The 18718-nt window shown below is 47.6% G+C and carries 15 protein-coding genes; 2 read left to right on the top strand and 13 right to left on the bottom strand.

Features of this window, described 5'->3' with window-relative positions; translation table 11 throughout:
* Window positions 1-326: 326 nt before the first annotated feature.
* The 10 genes from EKM89_RS03295 to rpsB all read right to left on the bottom strand — a co-directional run bounded on the left by EKM89_RS03295 (window position 327) and on the right by rpsB (window position 14163).
* Window positions 327-4664, bottom strand: a complete 4338-nt coding sequence (locus tag EKM89_RS03295; protein WP_125685732.1) for a PolC-type DNA polymerase III — start codon at window positions 4662-4664, stop codon at window positions 327-329.
* A 418-nt stretch (window positions 4665-5082) separates the two neighbouring features.
* Window positions 5083-6795, bottom strand: a complete 1713-nt coding sequence (locus EKM89_RS03290; protein WP_125685731.1) for a proline--tRNA ligase — start codon at window positions 6793-6795, stop codon at window positions 5083-5085.
* A gap of 35 nt (window positions 6796-6830) precedes the next feature.
* A complete protein-coding gene (rseP, locus tag EKM89_RS03285; protein WP_125685757.1) occupies window positions 6831-8108 on the bottom strand; it encodes an RIP metalloprotease RseP in 1278 nt (425 codons plus the stop codon).
* A gap of 99 nt (window positions 8109-8207) precedes the next feature.
* Window positions 8208-8996, bottom strand: a complete 789-nt coding sequence (locus EKM89_RS03280; protein ID WP_125685730.1) for a phosphatidate cytidylyltransferase — start codon at window positions 8994-8996, stop codon at window positions 8208-8210.
* A gap of 26 nt (window positions 8997-9022) precedes the next feature.
* Complete coding sequence (locus EKM89_RS03275; RefSeq protein ID WP_225421801.1) at window positions 9023-9808, bottom strand: isoprenyl transferase; 786 nt, start codon at window positions 9806-9808, stop codon at window positions 9023-9025.
* 106 nt (window positions 9809-9914) lie between these two features.
* The gene (locus EKM89_RS03270) at window positions 9915-10334 is read right to left on the bottom strand and encodes a hypothetical protein (RefSeq protein WP_125685728.1); all 420 of its coding nucleotides are present in this window, start codon (window positions 10332-10334) and stop codon (window positions 9915-9917) included.
* Window positions 10335-10362: 28 nt separating this feature from the next.
* On the bottom strand, window positions 10363-10920 hold the full coding sequence (frr, locus tag EKM89_RS03265) for a ribosome recycling factor (RefSeq protein ID WP_125685727.1): 558 nt from the start codon (window positions 10918-10920) through the stop codon (window positions 10363-10365).
* 2 nt (window positions 10921-10922) lie between these two features.
* Window positions 10923-11645, bottom strand: a complete 723-nt coding sequence (pyrH, locus tag EKM89_RS03260) for a UMP kinase (protein ID WP_048735911.1) — start codon at window positions 11643-11645, stop codon at window positions 10923-10925.
* Window positions 11646-12327: 682 nt separating this feature from the next.
* A complete protein-coding gene (tsf, locus tag EKM89_RS03255) occupies window positions 12328-13212 on the bottom strand; it encodes a translation elongation factor Ts (protein ID WP_125685726.1) in 885 nt (294 codons plus the stop codon).
* 147 nt (window positions 13213-13359) lie between these two features.
* Window positions 13360-14163: a 30S ribosomal protein S2 gene (gene rpsB, locus EKM89_RS03250; RefSeq protein ID WP_125685725.1), complete on the bottom strand. Its 804-nt coding sequence runs from the start codon at window positions 14161-14163 to the stop codon at window positions 13360-13362.
* A 237-nt stretch (window positions 14164-14400) separates the two neighbouring features.
* On the opposite strand from rpsB, the gene EKM89_RS03245 reads away from it, so the two are divergent.
* The gene (locus EKM89_RS03245) at window positions 14401-15120 is read left to right on the top strand and encodes an HAD family hydrolase (RefSeq protein WP_125685724.1); all 720 of its coding nucleotides are present in this window, start codon (window positions 14401-14403) and stop codon (window positions 15118-15120) included.
* Window positions 15121-15583: 463 nt separating this feature from the next.
* On the opposite strand, the gene EKM89_RS03240 is transcribed toward EKM89_RS03245, so the two are convergent.
* The 3 genes from EKM89_RS03240 to EKM89_RS03230 form a co-directional block, all read right to left on the bottom strand.
* Window positions 15584-16579, bottom strand: coding sequence for a D-2-hydroxyacid dehydrogenase (locus EKM89_RS03240; protein WP_125685723.1), 996 nt, complete (start codon window positions 16577-16579; stop codon window positions 15584-15586).
* Window positions 16580-16668: 89 nt separating this feature from the next.
* Window positions 16669-16944: a GIY-YIG nuclease family protein gene (locus tag EKM89_RS03235; RefSeq protein ID WP_125685722.1), complete on the bottom strand. Its 276-nt coding sequence runs from the start codon at window positions 16942-16944 to the stop codon at window positions 16669-16671.
* The gene (locus EKM89_RS03230; RefSeq protein WP_382333400.1) at window positions 16931-17686 is read right to left on the bottom strand and encodes a tRNA1(Val) (adenine(37)-N6)-methyltransferase; all 756 of its coding nucleotides are present in this window, start codon (window positions 17684-17686) and stop codon (window positions 16931-16933) included. The genes EKM89_RS03235 and EKM89_RS03230 overlap by 14 nt, the downstream gene beginning before the upstream one ends.
* A 95-nt stretch (window positions 17687-17781) precedes the next feature.
* Here EKM89_RS03230 and EKM89_RS03225 point away from each other — a divergent pair, with 95 nt between their 5' ends.
* Window positions 17782-18411, top strand: coding sequence for a lysophospholipid acyltransferase family protein (locus tag EKM89_RS03225; protein ID WP_125685720.1), 630 nt, complete (start codon window positions 17782-17784; stop codon window positions 18409-18411).
* The last annotated feature ends 307 nt before the right edge of the window (window positions 18412-18718 follow it).

Below are 18718 nucleotides of genomic sequence, written 5' to 3'. Positions count from 1 at the left end.
CGCTCCCCTCCTGTGGGGATCATTCGGTTTGGTCGTCTTCGACTTTGATTCTGCTTTCATGTTGCCAACTTTAGAGCAAGTCGGACCCTGTTAGATGACGAATTCAAGACTAACATTTAACACCTTTCCTACTGAATGGCAGACAAAAAAACTGTTGACCTTATCCCTTAGAATCGGATAACCTCAACAGTTTTATATCGCATCTCATGGCCAATAGGGACTCAGCGTTTGAAATGGACGGGCACAATCAGAGCCCAAGAAGGCCAGAATTGCAGCTAACCGTGTCGACAAACATTAATGGCACCCGGTCTCAGTTAGACCGCCAATCACATCATATCGTCAAATAAACTCAACTGGTTTTCATCTGGTAAACCAGTTAGCACACCGTTTTCCGTCATGAAGTCAATAATCGTCTTAGAGACCTTGCCTCGCTTAGCCAGGTCCTCTTTCGAGATAAATGGACGATCGTTTCGAGCAGCCACGATTTGTTTAGCAACGTTCAATCCCAATCCAGGTGCGGATTGGAATGGTGCAATCAACGTGTCACCGTCAATGATCCAATCAGCCGCATCGGAGCGATTCAAATCAATCATCTTGAAATTGAAGCCCCGTTCGAGCATTTCATTGGCCAGTTCCAAAACTGTCAGCAGGTTTTTGTCCTTAGTCGACGCGTCCATTCCCTGGTCATTAATCGCCTTCATCGCAGCTTTCACAGCCGTTTTACCTTGTGACATAGCCACAACGTCGAAGTCGTCTGCCCGTACGGAGAAGTAAGCGGCATAATAAATAATTGGGAAGTAGACCTTGAAATAAGCCACCCGCAACGCCATCAAGACGTACGCAGCCGCATGGGCCCGGGGGAACATGTACTTGATTTTCAGGCAAGAATCAATATACCAGTCCGGACAGTCCGTTTGCTTCATTTTATCTTGCCACTCATCAGGAATTCCCCGACCTTTCCGCACGTGTTCCATGACTTGGAAAGACGTTTCGGAATCTAGACCAAAGTTGATCAAGTCGGTCATAATGTTATCCCGACACCCAATCACGTTGGCGATGGTCGCGGTTCCCGCCTTGATTAATTCTTCGGCATTCCCTAACCACACATCGGTCCCATGAGACAGGCCAGAAATCTGAAGCAACTGTGAGTAGTTCTTGGGATGGGTTTCCTCAAGCATCCCCCGAACAAATCGTGTCCCGAATTCCGGCACGCCTAGTGTCCCGGTCTTCGACTGAATCTGTTCCGGTGTGACCCCCAACGAATCCGTCCCGGAGAACAGTGCCATAACGCCTGGATCATCCATCGGAATCGTCTGTGGATCGACCCCAGACAAATCTTGCAGGGTCCGAATCATGGTTGGGTCATCATGTCCCAAAATATCAATTTTTAAAATATTATCATGGATCGAATGGAAATCAAAGTGGGTCGTTTGCCAAGCAGCGGTTTGATCGTCGGCTGGATACTGAATCGGCGTGAAATCGTAGATCTCCATGTAATCCGGTACAACGATGATCCCCGCGGGATGTTGGCCGGTCGTCCGTTTGACCCCGGTCGCCCCCTTAGCTAAACGGTCGATTTCGGCGCCACGGAAAGTTTGCTCCGTGTCCCGCTCATAGGCCTTTACGTAACCATAAGCAGTCTTATCGGCAACCGTTCCAATCGTCCCGGCCCGGTAAACGTTCTTTTCACCGAACAAGACCTTAGTATAGTTATGTGCAATCGGTTGGTAATCCCCGGAGAAGTTCAAATCAATATCGGGGACCTTGTTTCCCTTAAACCCTAAGAAAGTCTCGAACGGAATGTTATGCCCGTCACCGATCATCAGTGTCCCACACTTGGGACAATTCTTCTCGGGTAAATCGTATCCCGAACTGTATTCCCCTTTGGTATAAAAATGCGAGTACTGACAGTTAGGGCAACGGTAGTGCGGCGGCAAGGGGTTAACTTCGGTAATTCCTGTAAACGTCGCCACAACACTGGACCCGACGGACCCCCGTGACCCAACTAAGTAGCCATCCTTATTGGACTTGGCTACTAACCGTTGTGCAATCAAGTAAATCACGGAGAACCCGTTCCCAATAATCGATTTCAATTCCCGGTCTACTCGGTGTTGGACTAATTCTGGTAGCGGATCTCCGTACCAGGCATGCGCCGTATCCATGGTCCGTTGCCGAATTTCATCCTCGGCACCTTCCATCCGTGGCGTATACAGTTTGTCCTTCAACGGATGAACCTCGTCGACATCGTTCGCAATCTTCTGTGTATTAGTCACAACAATCTCTTTAGCGACATCTTCGCCTAAATAAGAGAAGTCCGCCAGCATTTCGTTGGTCGTCAAGAAATGGACATCTGGTAATTCCTGCCGGTTCAGCGGGTTAGCCCCACCTTGTGAGTGAATCAAGATCTTACGATAAATGTAGTCCTCAGGGTTCAGGTAGTGCACATCTCCCGTGGCCACGACCGGCTTGTTCAAGTCATGCCCCAGTTTGACCATGTTCCCAACGATTTCTTCTAGGTTAGCCTCATCGGCGATCAACCCAGAGTCAATCAGTGGTTGATAGGCCGCCTTCGGTTGAACTTCGAGGTAATCATAGTATTTGGCCTTGGCAGCAGCTTCCACTTGCCCCTTTTGCATCATCGCCGTGAAGACTTCACCTGAAGAACAAGCGGAACCCACGATGATTCCCTCACGGTAGTGGTCTAGCACGCTCCGAGGTACCCGTGGCACCCGATAATAATAATCCACGTTAGATGCTGAGACTAGTTTGAACATGTTCTTCAAGCCCGCTTGCGTCTTGGCAATTAAAATGGCATGATTCGGCCGCGCATGTTTATAGGCATCATTATCGGTCATGTGGTCGTTCAACTGGTCATGATACTGAATATCATAACGGTCTTCGGCATCCTTCAAGAACAAATAGTTCAGATGACCAGTCGATTCGGCATCATAAACGGCCCGGTGATGGTGCTCCAAACTCACGTGGAACCGTTTGGCCAACGTATTCAACCGATAGCTCTTTAAGGTCGGGTACAGGAACCGCGCCAACGTTAAGGTATCAATGATCGGATTACTAATTTCAGACATTCCGTGTCGTTGATAACCGGTGTTCATGAACCCCACGTCAAACGTAACGTTATGCCCAACGACGATTGCGTCGCCACAGAAATCTCGGAAGAGCTTAAAAACCTCTTCTTCCGACTTCGACCCGGCAACCATGTCATCGGTGATACTGGTCAGATTCGTGGTCTGCTCAGACAACGGAAATCCAGGATCGATGAACTCTTCAAACTGATCGATAACATTCTTATGCTGCATTTTAACGGCCGAGAGTTCGATAACCTTATCATAGATGGCAGACAGCCCGGTAGTTTCCACGTCAAAAACAACGTACGTAGCACCATCTAGCGGGACGTGTGCGCTGTTATAACCAATGGGCACCCCATCATCCACCAAATTAGCCTCGACACCGTAGAGCATCTTAATACCAGCCTTAGCACTTGAATTAAAGGCGGCGGGGAATCCTTGCACGTCGGCATGATCCGTAATCGCCAGTGCGGGCATCCCCCATTTTTTGGCTTGCTTCACATAGTCTTCGATGGGATTAGTCGCGTCCATCTGACTCATGGTCGTATGCAAGTGAAGTTCTACTCGCTTCTCATCAGCCGGTGCCGTATCTTGACGACTGGCATGCTTAACTTCATTGATATCATAGGCGTTCAGTGCCAGATCACGCATGAAGCTATCCTCTTGGACACTTCCACGGACCTTGACCCAACTCCCCTCAGTGACTCCCGCAAATTGTGCCTCATCCTCGGCACCTCGAGAGAATTTTTTGACCACGATTGATGACGTATAGTCCGTGATCTTAATGGTCAACAATTGCCGACCCGAACGCAACTTTCGAACTTCTTTATCAAAAACATAGCCTTCAACGACGACCGAACGTTCTTCTTGAACGATATCGGCCATTCGCATAATCGGTTGATCACCTTTAATGGTCTTCCCAATCTGAGTTGGCCCCTCAGCAGCTGGCGCATCACCCTGACTCTGACGCTTTTGGTTAGCCTTTTCGATGGCTGCCGCAGCTTGCTGAGCAAGTTGGGCATCCGTCTTTTCCTGACGCGCCTTGAACTCGTCAATCTTAGCCTGAGACTTTGATTCATCAATCATGACATGAATGTTGAATTTAGGAAAACCAGCGTTGCGATAAGTCTCCTCAATTGGTCCTAATGCTTGGTTGCTCAAGAAGTCCTTGACGACCTCGTTCTGCGCATACAGCAGCACCCGGCCGTCCGAATCTAACTCTGGAACCTGGGACTGACACAACTCTTGAATCAAATTGCTGGTCAATCCACTATTTTTCACGACCCACTGCCAATAGTCCCCTAAAGCGCGGTTCGTGAGATCCGGTTCAGTGATCAAAAAGGTATTTTCAACCGTCGCAATCTCCCGAAAGGCGATCTGCAGGTGATTTTGAAACGCCACAAAGGCCGTAAACGGTAAAATGCTAGGCACGTTCAAATAAAAATGCCATCGGCGCGATTGTTCATGAACCGTTAAATGGTCAATCGTAGCCGTTTGAAAGTATGGTTGCTCGGCCGCACTGGTTAAATCCAATTGTTGTAAGAGCTTTTCAAATAAAGCATGGCGATCTTCGTCCACGAGCGAACTCCTTTCAACTGTCTTGCTTACAAATCATCTTATATCCTTACCGACATATAATGGTACCCGTTAAAATCTAAAAATCAAACGTTACTACCTGCTCATTATAGCAACCCGATTAGCAGGCAGACTAGGCGACTTAGTATGCTTTTCATCCTACCGCCGTCAAGACTGGCATGCCAATGTTAGCTGGCAATCCTTCAGTTAGCTTGTCACGGTAATCTTGGAGGTCGCATATTCTTCACGACTTCAACTCAAATTAGCAGACTGACTCTCGGTTTCAAGTGTCCTCATCAGGCATAATTTCTGATAACTGGAAGACGGTTAATTTAACAGCACTAGTCCTCACGAACACAAACGCTTCAACCTTCATTTAGAATGAAAAAAGCCAGCATTTTTGCTGGCCTTTTCAAGTGTACTAGTCAATATCCTTGAATAGAATCTCAACGGTACTAGCAACTTCGTCCTTAATGACTTCGACCGTTTCACCAGTCTTCCGAATCTTAATTTCAACGATGCCTTCGCCGGCCTTTTTACCAATCGTGATTCGCACAGGAATCCCCATGAGATCGGAATCAGCAAATTTAACCCCTGGCCGCTCTTTTCGGTCATCGGTCAACACACGGTAACCCTTAGCCGTTAACTGTTCTTCTAGTTCAGCCGTCAGGTCCGCTTGATCCTCCTTCTTCAGATTAACCGGGACCAAGTGAATGTCAAATGGTGCAATGTTCCGTGGCCAAACCAGCCCGTTTTCATCGGCCTGTTGTTCGGCGATGGCCGACAGTAACCGACTGACACCGATACCGTAGCATCCCATGATGACTGGCTTTTGACGGCCACCTTCGTCAAGGACTGTCGCATTCATGGCATCTGAATAACGGGTCCCTAGCTTGAAGATATGACCAATTTCAATCCCCTTAGTGAACTTTAGAACACCGGAACCATCGGGCGACAGATCACCTGGTTGCACGTCACGAAGGTCAGTGTACGCATCAACCCGGAAATCACGACCGGCATTAGCGTTAACGTAGTGGAACCCATCTTCATCGGCACCCACAGCAACGTTGACCATGTCACCGACGTACTGGTCAGCCAGAATTTTCACGTCTTCACCGACACCAACTGGTCCAAGTGAACCAAAGTTAGCGTTCAAGTACTTTTGGGCATCCTCTGGCGTTGCGGGATCTAAGAAGTCTGCGCCCAAGTAATTTTTCAGTTTGGTCTCGTTGACTTCGTGATCACCACGAATCAGAACCATCACAGGCTGTTCCTTGTCGGCCACGTACAGCATGCTCTTGACCAACGCAGATGGCTTAACGTCCAAAAACTCAGCAACTTCATCAATGGTCTTTGCCCCTGGCGTCGCAATCTTCTGCAACTCCTCTAGTTGGGCATGGGACTTCTTACTGATAAACAGACTCTTAGCCATTTCCAAGTTAGCCGCGTAATCAGAAGAATCCGAGTAAACAATTGTGTCTTCCCCAACTGGAGCAATGGCAGAGAACTCCTTCGAATCTTTACCGCCCATGGCACCGCCGTCACCGACAATGGCGCGATAATTTAAGCCAACGCGATCAAAAATATTTTCATAGGCCTGTTCCATTTGGCTATAGATCCGGTCAAGGTCCTCATCGTTAATAGAGAAGGAATAAGCATCCTTCATAATGAATTCCCGGCCACGCAGTAACCCATAGCGGGGACGGTCTTCATCCCGATACTTTGGTTGAATTTGGTACATGATCAGTGGTAACCGCTTGTAGGACTTAATGGCATCCCGAATCAACATGGTATACGTCTCTTCGTGTGTTGGGCCTAAAATAAAATCACTATCGTGCCGGTTCTTAAACTTAAACAAGTTCGGACCATACGTCTCATAACGTCCCGATTCCTGCCAGAGTGTTGCTGGTAGAATGGCTGGCATCAACGTTTCTACGGCATCGATTTTGTCCATCTCTTCGCGGATGATCTTTTCGATGTTTTCAACCACTCGGTAAGCCAATGGTAGGTAAGCGTAAACGCCTGCGGTAACCTGACGAATGTACCCCGCCCGCAACATCATTTGATGGCTAAGCGCTTCTGCCCCATTTGGAACTTCTTTCAAAGTTGGAATGAGTAGTTTCGATTGTTTCATAGTTAAATATTCCCTTCTCGTAACGACCGAATTTGTTAATGTATAAAGTAACGTTCAATATCGTTCCATGTCACTAACAACATGAGTAGAACCAAGAACCCTACCCCGACCAGCGTAATTGCCGCTTCCACGTTTTCTGAAAGGGGCTTACGCCGAATGGCTTCAATAAAGTTTAATAATATTTTACCACCATCCAATGCTGGAATTGGTAGTAAATTGACAATTGCTAAGTTAATCGACAGGAAGGCCAGGAAGTTCAAGACCCCGACAACCCCGTACTGTGTGGCTTGAGAGGTTGTTGCAAAGATGGCTACGGGCCCCCCCAAGTCATTGAGACTGAAGTGACCGGAAACCATATGCCACAATGCCCCAAACAAGGCCTTGGTCATAGTCCAGGTCTGCGTAAATCCAGACGCTAAAATGGCACCAATATGCTTGTTTTGGGCCTGCGTGATCCCAATCATACCAACCGTCTTACCGTTGGATTTTTCACCAGCTGGCGTCAACGTAATCTTACGAGTCTTATCACCACGTTTAACGGTCAGGATCGTCTTCTTATTGGCCAATGGCTGAATCGCCGTACTCAGATCTGTCCAACTCGTAGTCTTCTTGCCGTTGACCGCCATAATCTTGTCGTTAGACTGCACACCAGCCTTTTTGGCAACGGAAACGGGTGAACTTGCCACTTGTACCTGATTGGTCCCCATAGCGACGCCACCCTGAACAAACGACATCAGCATAAAGGTCACAATCGCCAACAGAATGTTGTTCATTGGCCCAGCAAAGTTGGTCATCAATCGGCGACCTAAAGAGGCTGCTTGGAACTGGACATCCTTTGGCGCAATCTGTAACTCGGTCCCATCGCTCTCAATAATCGTGGCATTGTGGGCCACCGAGTAACGTTTAACTTCGGCTTCATCCCCGTTTTCATACCCTTCGATCCACAATTTATCTTCCAGGTCGGTTCCGGTAACTTCTAGCGGAATACCATTGAATAACGTTGATTTCTTGCTTGTATTGATTCGTTCAACTTTGCCCTCGGTCCCAACGTACAAACTCACGGGAGTCCCAGGTTTTAACTCTTCTTCGTCATCTTCGGCACCCGCCATCCGTACGTACCCACCGACCGGGAGCAGACGTAACGTATACGTTGTCCCGTCCTTACCGCGGTGATAGACGAGCTTGGGCCCCATCCCAATGGAAAATTCACGCACTAAAATACCGCCACGTTTGGCGAAATAAAAGTGACCGAACTCATGCACGATGACCAGAATTCCAAAAACAATGATAAAGGTAATAATCGTCGTAATCACAGATGTCGTCCCTTCTTCAATTCGTAGTAACTCCCCAACTTTTTCTCTGCCACCTAGCATACCCTAAGCACCCTAGAAGGCGCAAGCGAACAGCGAGGACTAAATCAAACCGAACAAGTGGATGACTGGCAGTACCAACAGTAAGCTGTCAAACCGGTCTAAAATACCACCATGACCTGGTAAGATCTTACCGGAGTCCTTCACGCCGTAATACCGTTTAAGTGCAGACTCAACTAAATCACCAAATTGCCCAACTATGGAGAAGATCAGGGTCAGCAAAATCATGATGCCTAAGCTCAGATGACCAATTGGGAAAAAGTACCAAAAGACACTCCCGACGATAGTGCCGACAATAGAACCACCGATGGATCCTTCCCAGGTCTTATTGGGACTGATGTGAGGTGCCAGCTTGTTTCGGCCAAATCTCCGACCAATCATGTAGGCTCCAGAATCAGTGGTCCAAACGATAAATAGCGCGTACAGTAAGGCAACTAGGCTAACTGCTCTGGCTGCAATAAAGAAGTGAAACCCGATTCCAATATACAGCATGCTCAGGGTGATCACCCCGGCATCATCAAAGGAAAAACGATTGCGTGAGACTACCGTCCGCAGCAAGAGTAACAGGACGAAAAGGTACACGATGTACCAGGGACTCAGAAATTTCGGCAAGTCTGCCCACCAACTCTGTGGCGCAATTACTGCCAGAATCCCAATCCCAGAAATAATGGCTTCTGCACTCACTAACAACTTTTTCCGCATGATCAAGATTTCCGATAAGGCCACTAACCCTAACGCAAACCCAGCGATATCGATCCAAATATGACCCGCAACGATAATAGGAATAAATATAATTAAGGCGACAACCGCCGTGATAACCCGTTGTTTCATCTTCCAAGCTCCTTAGTTTCTTTAAATTACCCCTTATCGGGCGTCAACCCACCGAACCGTCGGTGGCGCTGTTGATATTCATAAATCGCTTGTTCTAACGCCGTCTGGTCAAAATCGGGCCAGTGTTGCTGGGTGAATACGAATTCGCTATAAGCGACCTGCCACAGCATAAAGTTTGACAGTCGTTCCTCACCACTCGTCCGAATCAAAAGGTCCGGATCACGTAATTCATCTAAATCCGCCGTCATTAATTGCTGGTCGATACTTGCTTCGTCAATCGCTGACGGATCTAACCGCCCCGCCTTGACCTCCTCAGCCAGGTTTTGGACCGCCGTGACGATTTCAGCACGACCACCATAGTTTAACGCAAAGTTCAGGACCATTCCCGTACAATGTTGGGTATCCGCAATCGCATCACGAACGGCCTTCTGAGTCGCAGCCGGTAGTTTATCCGTGTAGCCCATGACCTTGACCCGAATATTATTTTTGATCAAATCTGGCACAAACGCCCCAAAGAAGTCAACGGGCAGCTTCATTAAGTAATTGACTTCAGCCGTGGGACGTTTCCAGTTTTCGGTCGAAAAGGCGTACAGGGTCAACACCTTCACCCCTAAATGGCTAGCTGCAGTGGCCACCGTCTTCACGGTATCCATTCCTTGCTTGTGACCGGCAATTCGTGGCAAATGACGTTGTTGCGCCCACCGACCATTACCATCCATGATAATAGCGACGTGAGCGGGAATGTTGGCTTCATCAAGTTGAAGCTCTTCTACCTCGCCCGTCGATTGATTTTTATTTAAGAATGAAAACACAGCGCACCTCCATTGGTCTTTACAACCTCTCATCATAACAAAAAAAGGACCGGGAAACTATCCCGGCCCCCAAATTGAGCGAAATCTTTAGCTTTTGACCGGCTGATTACTCGATTAACCGCCATTCACCACGTTTAGCATCCGCTAACGTCCCGAAGTAGCTTAACAACTTATTGGCGTCATCGGCGCTAACTTGGCCCAAGAGATTCAGGCCTTCCCCAGTTGGTAATGGGTCGGATAAGTCGGTAATTTCATTGCCGTTTTCAATCGTTGCTTTAGAGAACGCAACAATCCAATCGTCCCCAATCAATTGGGTCACCACGAAGAATAAGTTAAAGTCATCACTGACAAAGGCGGGTTGGGCATACACACCGTCTTGAATCTGTTCCAGTTCTGCACCGTTATAGTTCAAGATTGAAATATTTTCAGCGTTAACTTCGTTATTCAAACGGAAAACCATCTTCCCAAATTCTTTCGTCCCTGGGGTGATTTCTACGTTTTGTTGATCTTGGTTATCTTCTGCCATCTTAAAACGCTCCTTACTCTAATCAGATTTAGTCAGTTAAGACTTCTTTTTCTTTGTCAGCCGCAATCGCGTCAACACTCTTGATAGCCTTGTCCGTAACTTTTTGGACTTGATCCTCTAAGTTGTGCAAATCATCATCGGTGTAATCGCCGTCTTTGTGACCCTTTTTGATGTTATCCATTGCATCACGACGAACGTTCCGCACAGCAACTTTGCCTTCTTCGGCAGTGGCCTTCACGCGCTTCGCAATTTCTTTCCGCCGTTCTTCAGTCAACTGTGGAATGACCAGACGAATGGCCGTCCCATCATTGGCTGGCGTAATCCCAACATCAGATTCCATGATGCCCTTTTCGATATCTTCGAGTGCAGACTTATCGTACGGGGTAACCATTAAAATCCGGGGTTCTGGAATCGTGATCGAAGCCACTTGGTTCAGCGGCGTTTGGGTCCCATAGTAGTTCACCATGACCCGGTTTAAAATACTAGCGTTAGCCCGGCCAGCACGAATCGTTCCCAATTCACGTTTGAGGGCTTCTTCCGCCTTTTTCATCTTTGATTCTGCAGTTGTAACTATCTGATCAGCCATATCTATTTTCCCCTAACTGTGGTCCCGATGTTTTCGCCTTCAACGACTCGCCGAATGTTACCAGGCTCGTTCAAATTGAAGACAACAAACGGGATATCGTTGTCCATTGAAAGTGAGCTAGCCGTCGTATCCATGACGTGTAAGCCCTTGTTGATAATGTCCAGTTGCGTCAGCTTATCAAACTTAACGGCATTGGGATCCTTGTTTGGATCGGCAGAATAAATCCCATCGACTCCATTTTTCGCCATTAAGATAGCATCAGCATTGATTTCAGCTGCTCGTAAAGCAGCGGTCGTGTCCGTGGAGAAGTAAGGACTACCCGTTCCCCCAGCAAAGATAACGACTCGTTCCTTTTCCAAGTGCCGAATTGCTTTCCGTCGAATGTACGGCTCAGCAATCTGCCGCATCTCAATAGAAGTTTGAACACGCGTTGGCACGCCAATTGACTCTAAGTTATCTTGCAATGCCAATGCGTTCATGATGGTTGCCAACATGCCAATGTAGTCGGCTTGTGCGCGTTCCATGCCCATTTGTGCGCCAGCTTCGCCTCGCCACATGTTACCGCCACCAACCACAATAGCGATTTGGATTCCTAAATTATAGACATCCTTGACCTCTTCCGCTACGGTTTTAATTACTGGCGGATTAATCCCAAATCCCTTGTCACCAGCCAAAGCCTCGCCACTGAGTTTGAGCATAATCCGCTTATACTTTACGTCCGCCATTGTGTTTCCTCCTATTGTATTCTGACAATAATTCTATCATACTTACACCCGTTAGTGATAGTCAGGGGGTACGAAATCCCTGGTTTGTCACCAAAAAGATTTTTATTTGTTACTCACTGGTCATCAACCACTTAACCGGTTGTACTCTAATTACTAGGAACTGACTGTTGAAAGCTAAAATGTTCACACCGCTCTTGTGACAGCAAGAATCGGCACCTCTAAATTAGTGGCAATGGCCGCACTTCAGTGATCAGCGCTTCCACTTGCTGTGGGAACAAAGAATGGGCTTCCAGCTCGCAGCCGGGGACATCCCTGACCACCTCCGGCTTTGATTGTGCATGCCAATTTCAATCACTGAATCCCAAGTGGTTGCTAGCGTTTAATCATAGCCCAACGGCGTTTCCCGGGCATAACCCCATGTTGCCTCCAACCAACTACGTCAGCCGATAAATCGGCTATATCCCTAGCATGATTGAAAACCAAGCTTGTAGATTCGAAACCTTTGAGACTTCAAGGTGTGATCATCCCATTTCCAGCTCACGTTTGCTGGCCGATAATCTGAGAAAAGCACCCGTTTGTCCTAAACCGGTCAACGTATCTGATGACGCAACACGGCATCCCGTCAAATGCCAACAAAAAAGCGTAGGCCCCTTAGCGGAATCTACGCTTTTTTACGGTTTGCTTAACCGTTGATTTGGTCTTGGACTTCTTTGGCCAGGTCAACAGTTGGCTTTTCGATTCCTTCACCAACTTCGTAACGGACAAAGGTAACTAACTTGCCACCCTTGCTAGCAACGAATTGGCTGACAGTTTGGTCGCCATCCTTAACGAATGGTTGGTCAGCTAAACTGATTTCGGACAAGAACTTGTGTAACCGCCCTTCAACCATCTTTTCGACGATCTTTTCAGGCTTGCCTTCATTCAAGGCTTCTTGCTTCAGAACTTCACGTTCGTGTGCTAAACGGTCAGCAGGAATATCATCGCGTGAGACGAATTCTGGGTTGATCGCAGCAACGTGCATCGCAACGTCCTTAGCAGTCTCTTCATCGGCACCGTCTAAGACAACGACAGCAGCGATTTGGCCGCCTTGGTGTAAGTAAGCACCAAAGACTTGACCGTCTGTCTTCTTAACAACAGCAAAACGACGTAATTGAACGTTTTCACTCGTAACTTGAGTCGTCTTGACGATGGCTTCATTCAACGTTTCGCCGTCGTCAGCTTTCAGAGCTAAGGCAGCATCTAAGTCAGCTGGTTGTTGTGCAGCAATCGTGTCAGCTACCTTATCAACCAAGGCGTTAAACGTGTCGTTAGTTGCAACGAAGTCAGTTTCGGAGTTAACTTCAATGATGGCAGCGGTGTTTCCACTAACCTTCACCCGAGCTAAACCGTTAGCAGCAACGTTGCCGCTCTTCTTCTTTGCCTTGGCGATCCCTTTTTCACGCAAGAAATCGATGGCCTTGTCCATATCGCCTTCAGAAGCAACAAGGGCCTTTTTAGCATCCATCATCCCAACTTGGGTCTTGTCCCGTAATTCTTTTACTTGTGCCGCAGTGATTTTGCTTGCCATGTGTAATGGCCTCCTTTTATAATTCATCTAATTCCCCAAAAAAGACTGACTCAATCTCAGGCCATGAACGGTCCTAAACATTAAGCCAGCCTAAGGTGCTTTAAATCTAGTATTTGGAAAGTGCCGCGAACGACACCTTGCATTTAATTACTTGTTGTCGCCTTCAACGGCGTTAACGATGTCTTCCATCGAGTTGTCAGCGGTCTTCTTGTCGCCCTTAGCGGCAGCAGACTTTTGACCTTCGAAAGTCTTTTCGTCAACTTGGTCTTCACCCTGACGGCCTTCAACAATGGCATCAGCCATCTTAGAAGTGATCAGACGAACGGCACGGATAGCATCATCGTTAGATGGGATAACCACGTCAATTTCGTCTGGGTCAGTGTTCGTATCAACCATAGCAACGATCGGAATGTTCAACTTTTGTGCTTCGTGAACAGCGATTTGTTCCTTGCGAGGGTCAACGATGAACATAACGTCAGGCAACTTAGGCATATCTTCGATACCGCCTAAGAAACGTTCCAACTTGTCTTGAGACTTCTTCAGTAAAGAAACTTCCTTCTTAGGAAGAACATCAAACGTACCGTCAGTCGCCATCTTCTTCAATGACTTCAGACGCTTGATCCGCGTTTGGATGGTTTCCCAGTTAGTCAAGGTCCCACCTAACCAACGATGGTTAACGTAGTATTGACCCGCACGGGTAGCTTCTTCTTCGATAGAGTCTTGTGCTTGCTTCTTAGTCCCAACAAACAGAACAACGGCGCCCTTAGCAGCTTCGTCCTTCATGTAGTTGTAAGCAACGTCGATCAACTTCACCGTCTTTTGTAAGTCGATGATGTAGATACCGTTACGTTCCGTAAAGATGTATTGCTTCATCTTTGGGTTCCAACGACGGGTTTGGTGACCAAAATGGACACCGGCTTCGAGCAGTTGTTTCATTGAAATAACAGCCATGATAAAATGCCTCCAAATAGTTTTTGATTTCCTCCCCCACGCTCAATTGACTAGAGAACTCGCAAGCGAGCACCCCTCCGGTCATCACGCGAGGTGTGAATTGGCGCATACGCACCGAAAGTTATTATACAAAACTGACCAGCTAAACACAAGCTAAATCCCTAAATTTTTCGATAAAATTGGCTTTCCCAGTAGAGTATGGTAAACTGCTTAGGTCACAAATGAGGAGGAACCAGCATGATAAAAGCGGTCGTCTTCGATGTCGATGACACGCTCTATGACCAAAAGGCCCCCTTCACGGCAGCATTAGCACCCTTACTCAAGTTGCCTGAAGCCGCGGACCTCAGTTTGGCCTTTCAAACTTACCGGCAACAAAGCGCCGCAGCTTATGAACAAGTTGCTGCCGGTATTTGGTCTCACGAAGAAATGGCTGTCAAACGGCTAAACGCCGCTTTACGGAGTCAAAACTTACCCTCGGTGACAACCGAGATAGCCTTAGCTTTCCAAAAAGCTTACTGTACTGGCCTACAGAAAATCAAACTCTTTCCTGGACTAGCCAATGCTTTGGATCAGCTTAAGGAACATTACAAATTAGGCATCATTACCAATGGTAAAACGCAACACCAATTGGCAAAAGTGATGCAATTAGAGATGCACCGGTGGGTTGACCGCGATGCCATCATGACCTCTGAAGAAACCGGATTGGCTAAACCTGATCCACAAATCTTCACACTCATGAATCGTCGGCTAAACCTCCGTGCTAGTGAAGTTGTCTACATTGGTGACTGCTACAGCATGGACGTTCGTGCCGCAAAGAAGGCTGGCTGGCAAGCATTTTGGTTCAACCACCGTAACCAAGAAACACCCGATGGTGACTGGATTCCAGATCAGACCGTAGGCGATTCCTTTGAGTTACAGGACTTGCTCCTTGCTTTGACCGCCATCGCCGAAGCCTAACCAGCATCTAAGCGCGAGAATGGGCCATAAGTTTGCGAGTATTAACCGAATAGCAAAAATCATGCCCGTTTCTGGTATAATTTTTGCTATCCGGTTAAGCACAACAAACTGCCTTATGTCCCACGTTTTGGCACCATAGTGGCGTAAATAAAAGTTGCTCCTTTCAGAATCTAATGACTCTGAAAGGAGCAACTTTTTGAGTTATGTCCCAGGCTTGTTGGATATCATACTTCAGTTTAGACATTCCATTGTGATCAGCATAAACCTCAGGCAGGCCTTCTGTCTTTACATCCCGTCCTCATTCATCCCGGCTTGCATATACACCCATCTCCAGAAGATCAGCAAGATGTCACTGTACTTTGTTCACCACCGACCAAAAATTTTGGAACGACCACCCGCAACATTTCCTCATCAAAAGGGCAGTGACGTCTCCTATTTGGAAACCACCACTGCTCTTTTTTAGTTAAAATGTAACTTCATTTTCTGCCTGACCAGTTTCAATCAGTTGCTTATTATTGTTCAAAGCATACTGAACCATGTTCTTAACAGCTGTCTTCGTGTAAAAGGCGATGTGCGGCGTAACCAACACGTTTTCCCGTTTCATTAGATTCTTCAGTCGTTCGTCTGGAATGGCATCGAAACTGCCAAAATCCGTATTGAAGATTCCAACTTCGTCCTCGTACACGTCCAGTGCGGCACCGGCAACCTTGCCACTGTCCAGTGCCCGAATCAACGCATCCGTATCGATCAAAGCGCCCCGGGCCGGGTTCAAGATCCACACGCGATCCTTCATCTTCGCAAAGGCCGCGTCATTAAGCATTTTGTTATTGTCCTTAGTTGCCGGCGCGTGTAAGGAGATCACATCGGCTTGAGCGTACAATTCGTCTAACGTATCCACGTAGATGCCCTGCTTTTCCAGTTCTGGATTGTGAAAAACATCATACGCAATCACTTTTGCACCGAAGCCTTGGTAAATCTTCATCGCCGCGCGGCCAATCCGACCGGTAGCAACGACCCCCACCGTCATTTTGTTCAGTTCATCGGCAATATCCGGTGCCCAGGTTAGGTCCCCGTTAGCTTGCTTTCGATCAAACGTTGGTGTCCGCCGCAGTAACCGCATCAGTTGCGTGACGGTCAATTCGGCAATGGCCTCTGGTGAATAGGCCGGCACGTTGGTGACCTTGAAGCCGTTACGTTTGATGGCATCTGCGTCCACGTTATCGACCCCCACGTTACGCAGAGAGAGGTTGGTGACCCCATTCTCAGCTAAGCGATCGAGAACGGTTGCCGTGTAAGGCTTCTGCTGATAAACGACAGCGCCATCATATCCCTTTGCTAGGTCAACGGTCTGTTCATCTAAGAGTTCTTTAACGACCTTAACCGCGATGCCTTGCTGCTGTGACCACTGTTCTAAGTAAGGCTGTTCATCGTCTCGAATTCCATAGGCAATAATTTTCACAATAAGCTCCTCCTTAGGGTGCTGAACTATCTTACCCGGCTATACAATTTCAGTCTACCATAGACATCAGTGTTTGCTTAGTCAAACGCTTACCCACTTATGGAGATACCTCGTTCAGCTAAGAAAGCAAGTTTCTTTGCTCGACTTTGGTGTTTAAAGGCCCATTCGGCATGCAAGGCATCGTGCTTGCTGGTAAATGACTCGCTGTACAAGACCTTCAGTGGGTGATGTACCTTGGTATACTTCGCGCCCTTACCGGCAAGATGGGTCGCAAATCGTTTAGCCACATCGGTTGTAAAACCGCCGTATAACGACTGATCCACACAGAGTAAGACGTAGAAATAGTAAGCTTTAGTGTTCGCCATAGAGCAGCGCCCCCACTTCGGCTGAATACTTCCCACCTTCATCGTAAACAACTAACGGTGCTGGGAAACGCAGGCCCCCGGGCTTTCCATCCTTAATGGCTTCGACTAAAACCATATTGGCTTCCTTCCCAGGCTTCGGGTGCACTAACCGGACGCGTTTAGGTGCCAACCGGTTCGCTGTCATCAGCTCCAGTAGCTGCAATAAACGGTCCGGCCGGTGGACAAAATAGGCCTTCCCGTTCATTTTGAGCAGGCCACTGGTCGTTGCCACGATGGTTGCGAGATCCGTCGTGATTTCGTGACGGGCGATTGCTAAATAAGGGTTCGGGTTCTTCTGACTCTGCGGTAAATCAGCAAAGTATGGCGGATTACAGGTGACCACATCCACGGAATCCTTAGGAATCCACTGATTAACCGTTGCCAAATCCCCTTCATAAACGGTAAGTTGGTCTGCCAAACCATTCAGTGTAACGCTTCGCCGTGCCATGTCAGCTAGTCGTGGTTGGAGTTCAACCTCCGCAATTTTCCCTTTAGTCTGATGACTCATGAACAGGCCAACTGCCCCGTTACCAGCACACAGGTCAACTGTTTGACTGTTGGCGCGCAGTGGTAATTTCGCAAAATTAGCGAGTAATACGGCATCCAGTGAAAACGCGAACACCTCTGGGCTTTGAATAATTTGGATATCTTGACTGTAAAGCTGGTCAATTCTTTCACCGGGCCTTAATGTCGTCACAATCACCACTTCCTTTTCAAATATTTTTCAGATAACTTGCAACCCGGCCACTTTTTTTGCATACTGGATTAAATAGCAACGTTGCGAGAGGAGTGCGACACATGTTTTATTCATTTTTACGTGGCTTGATTCGGGCCATTTTATTTCTGATCAACGGTCGTGCCACTTACTTACATCGTGAAGACCTGCCGGACGGACCTTACGTCTTAGTTGGCCCTCACCGTACGTGGTTTGACCCTGTCTACTTTGCGTTAGCTGCAAGTCCCAGAAAATTTAGCTTCATGGCAAAGGAAGAATTATTCCAGAACCCCATTTTCCGATGGCTGCTCTACCATGTCAATGGTTTTTCGGTAAATCGGGATCATCCAGGACCGTCCGCCATTAAGACGCCCGTCCGACTCTTGCGGCAAGGCGACCTGTCACTGATCATGTTTCCGTCCGGATCACGGCACTCCGCAGAGCTCAAAGGTGGGGCCGCGGTCATTGCAAAAATGGCCGGTGTCCCACTAGTTCCCGCCGTTTATCAAGGTCCACTGACGTTCAAACGCCTATTTTCACACAAACCGGTCACGGTCGCCTTTGGGGTGCCCATTACCATCGACCGCAAGCTAAAACTCAATGAAGAGGGTCAAGCACAAATTGAGAAATTAATGCAGGACTCCTTTGATAAACTCGACAAGGAAATCAATCCCAATTTCCACTATATCGATGTTACCAGTAAAAAGGATTAATTGCTGCCTTTAGACATTTTATCTGAAGGCTCAAAGCTAACCGGTTCCCATTACACTTGCGGTAGTAAGAATTACCACCACTTAACTAGTGGTAATTGCCACGCTACGGCTACCAGGTGAAGCAACGCTGGATATTTTAGTCCCAGTAACGTTGTGACAACAGGCGTAACGGATATTTTAGAACTTGCAACTACTGTATGCAAAGGGCCGCACCGATTATTCCCGCGTTAGGGAGTAACCGATGCGGCCTTTTTGGTTTTGATCGCAGGTTCAAAGTTGATAACTGTCGGTTATATTTACTGTAACC

Origin of the sequence: Levilactobacillus fujinensis (assembly GCF_003946335.1) — a bacterium.
GTDB classification, from domain to species: domain Bacteria; phylum Bacillota; class Bacilli; order Lactobacillales; family Lactobacillaceae; genus Levilactobacillus; species Levilactobacillus fujinensis.
This window is presented reverse-complemented; position numbering and strand designations above follow the sequence as displayed.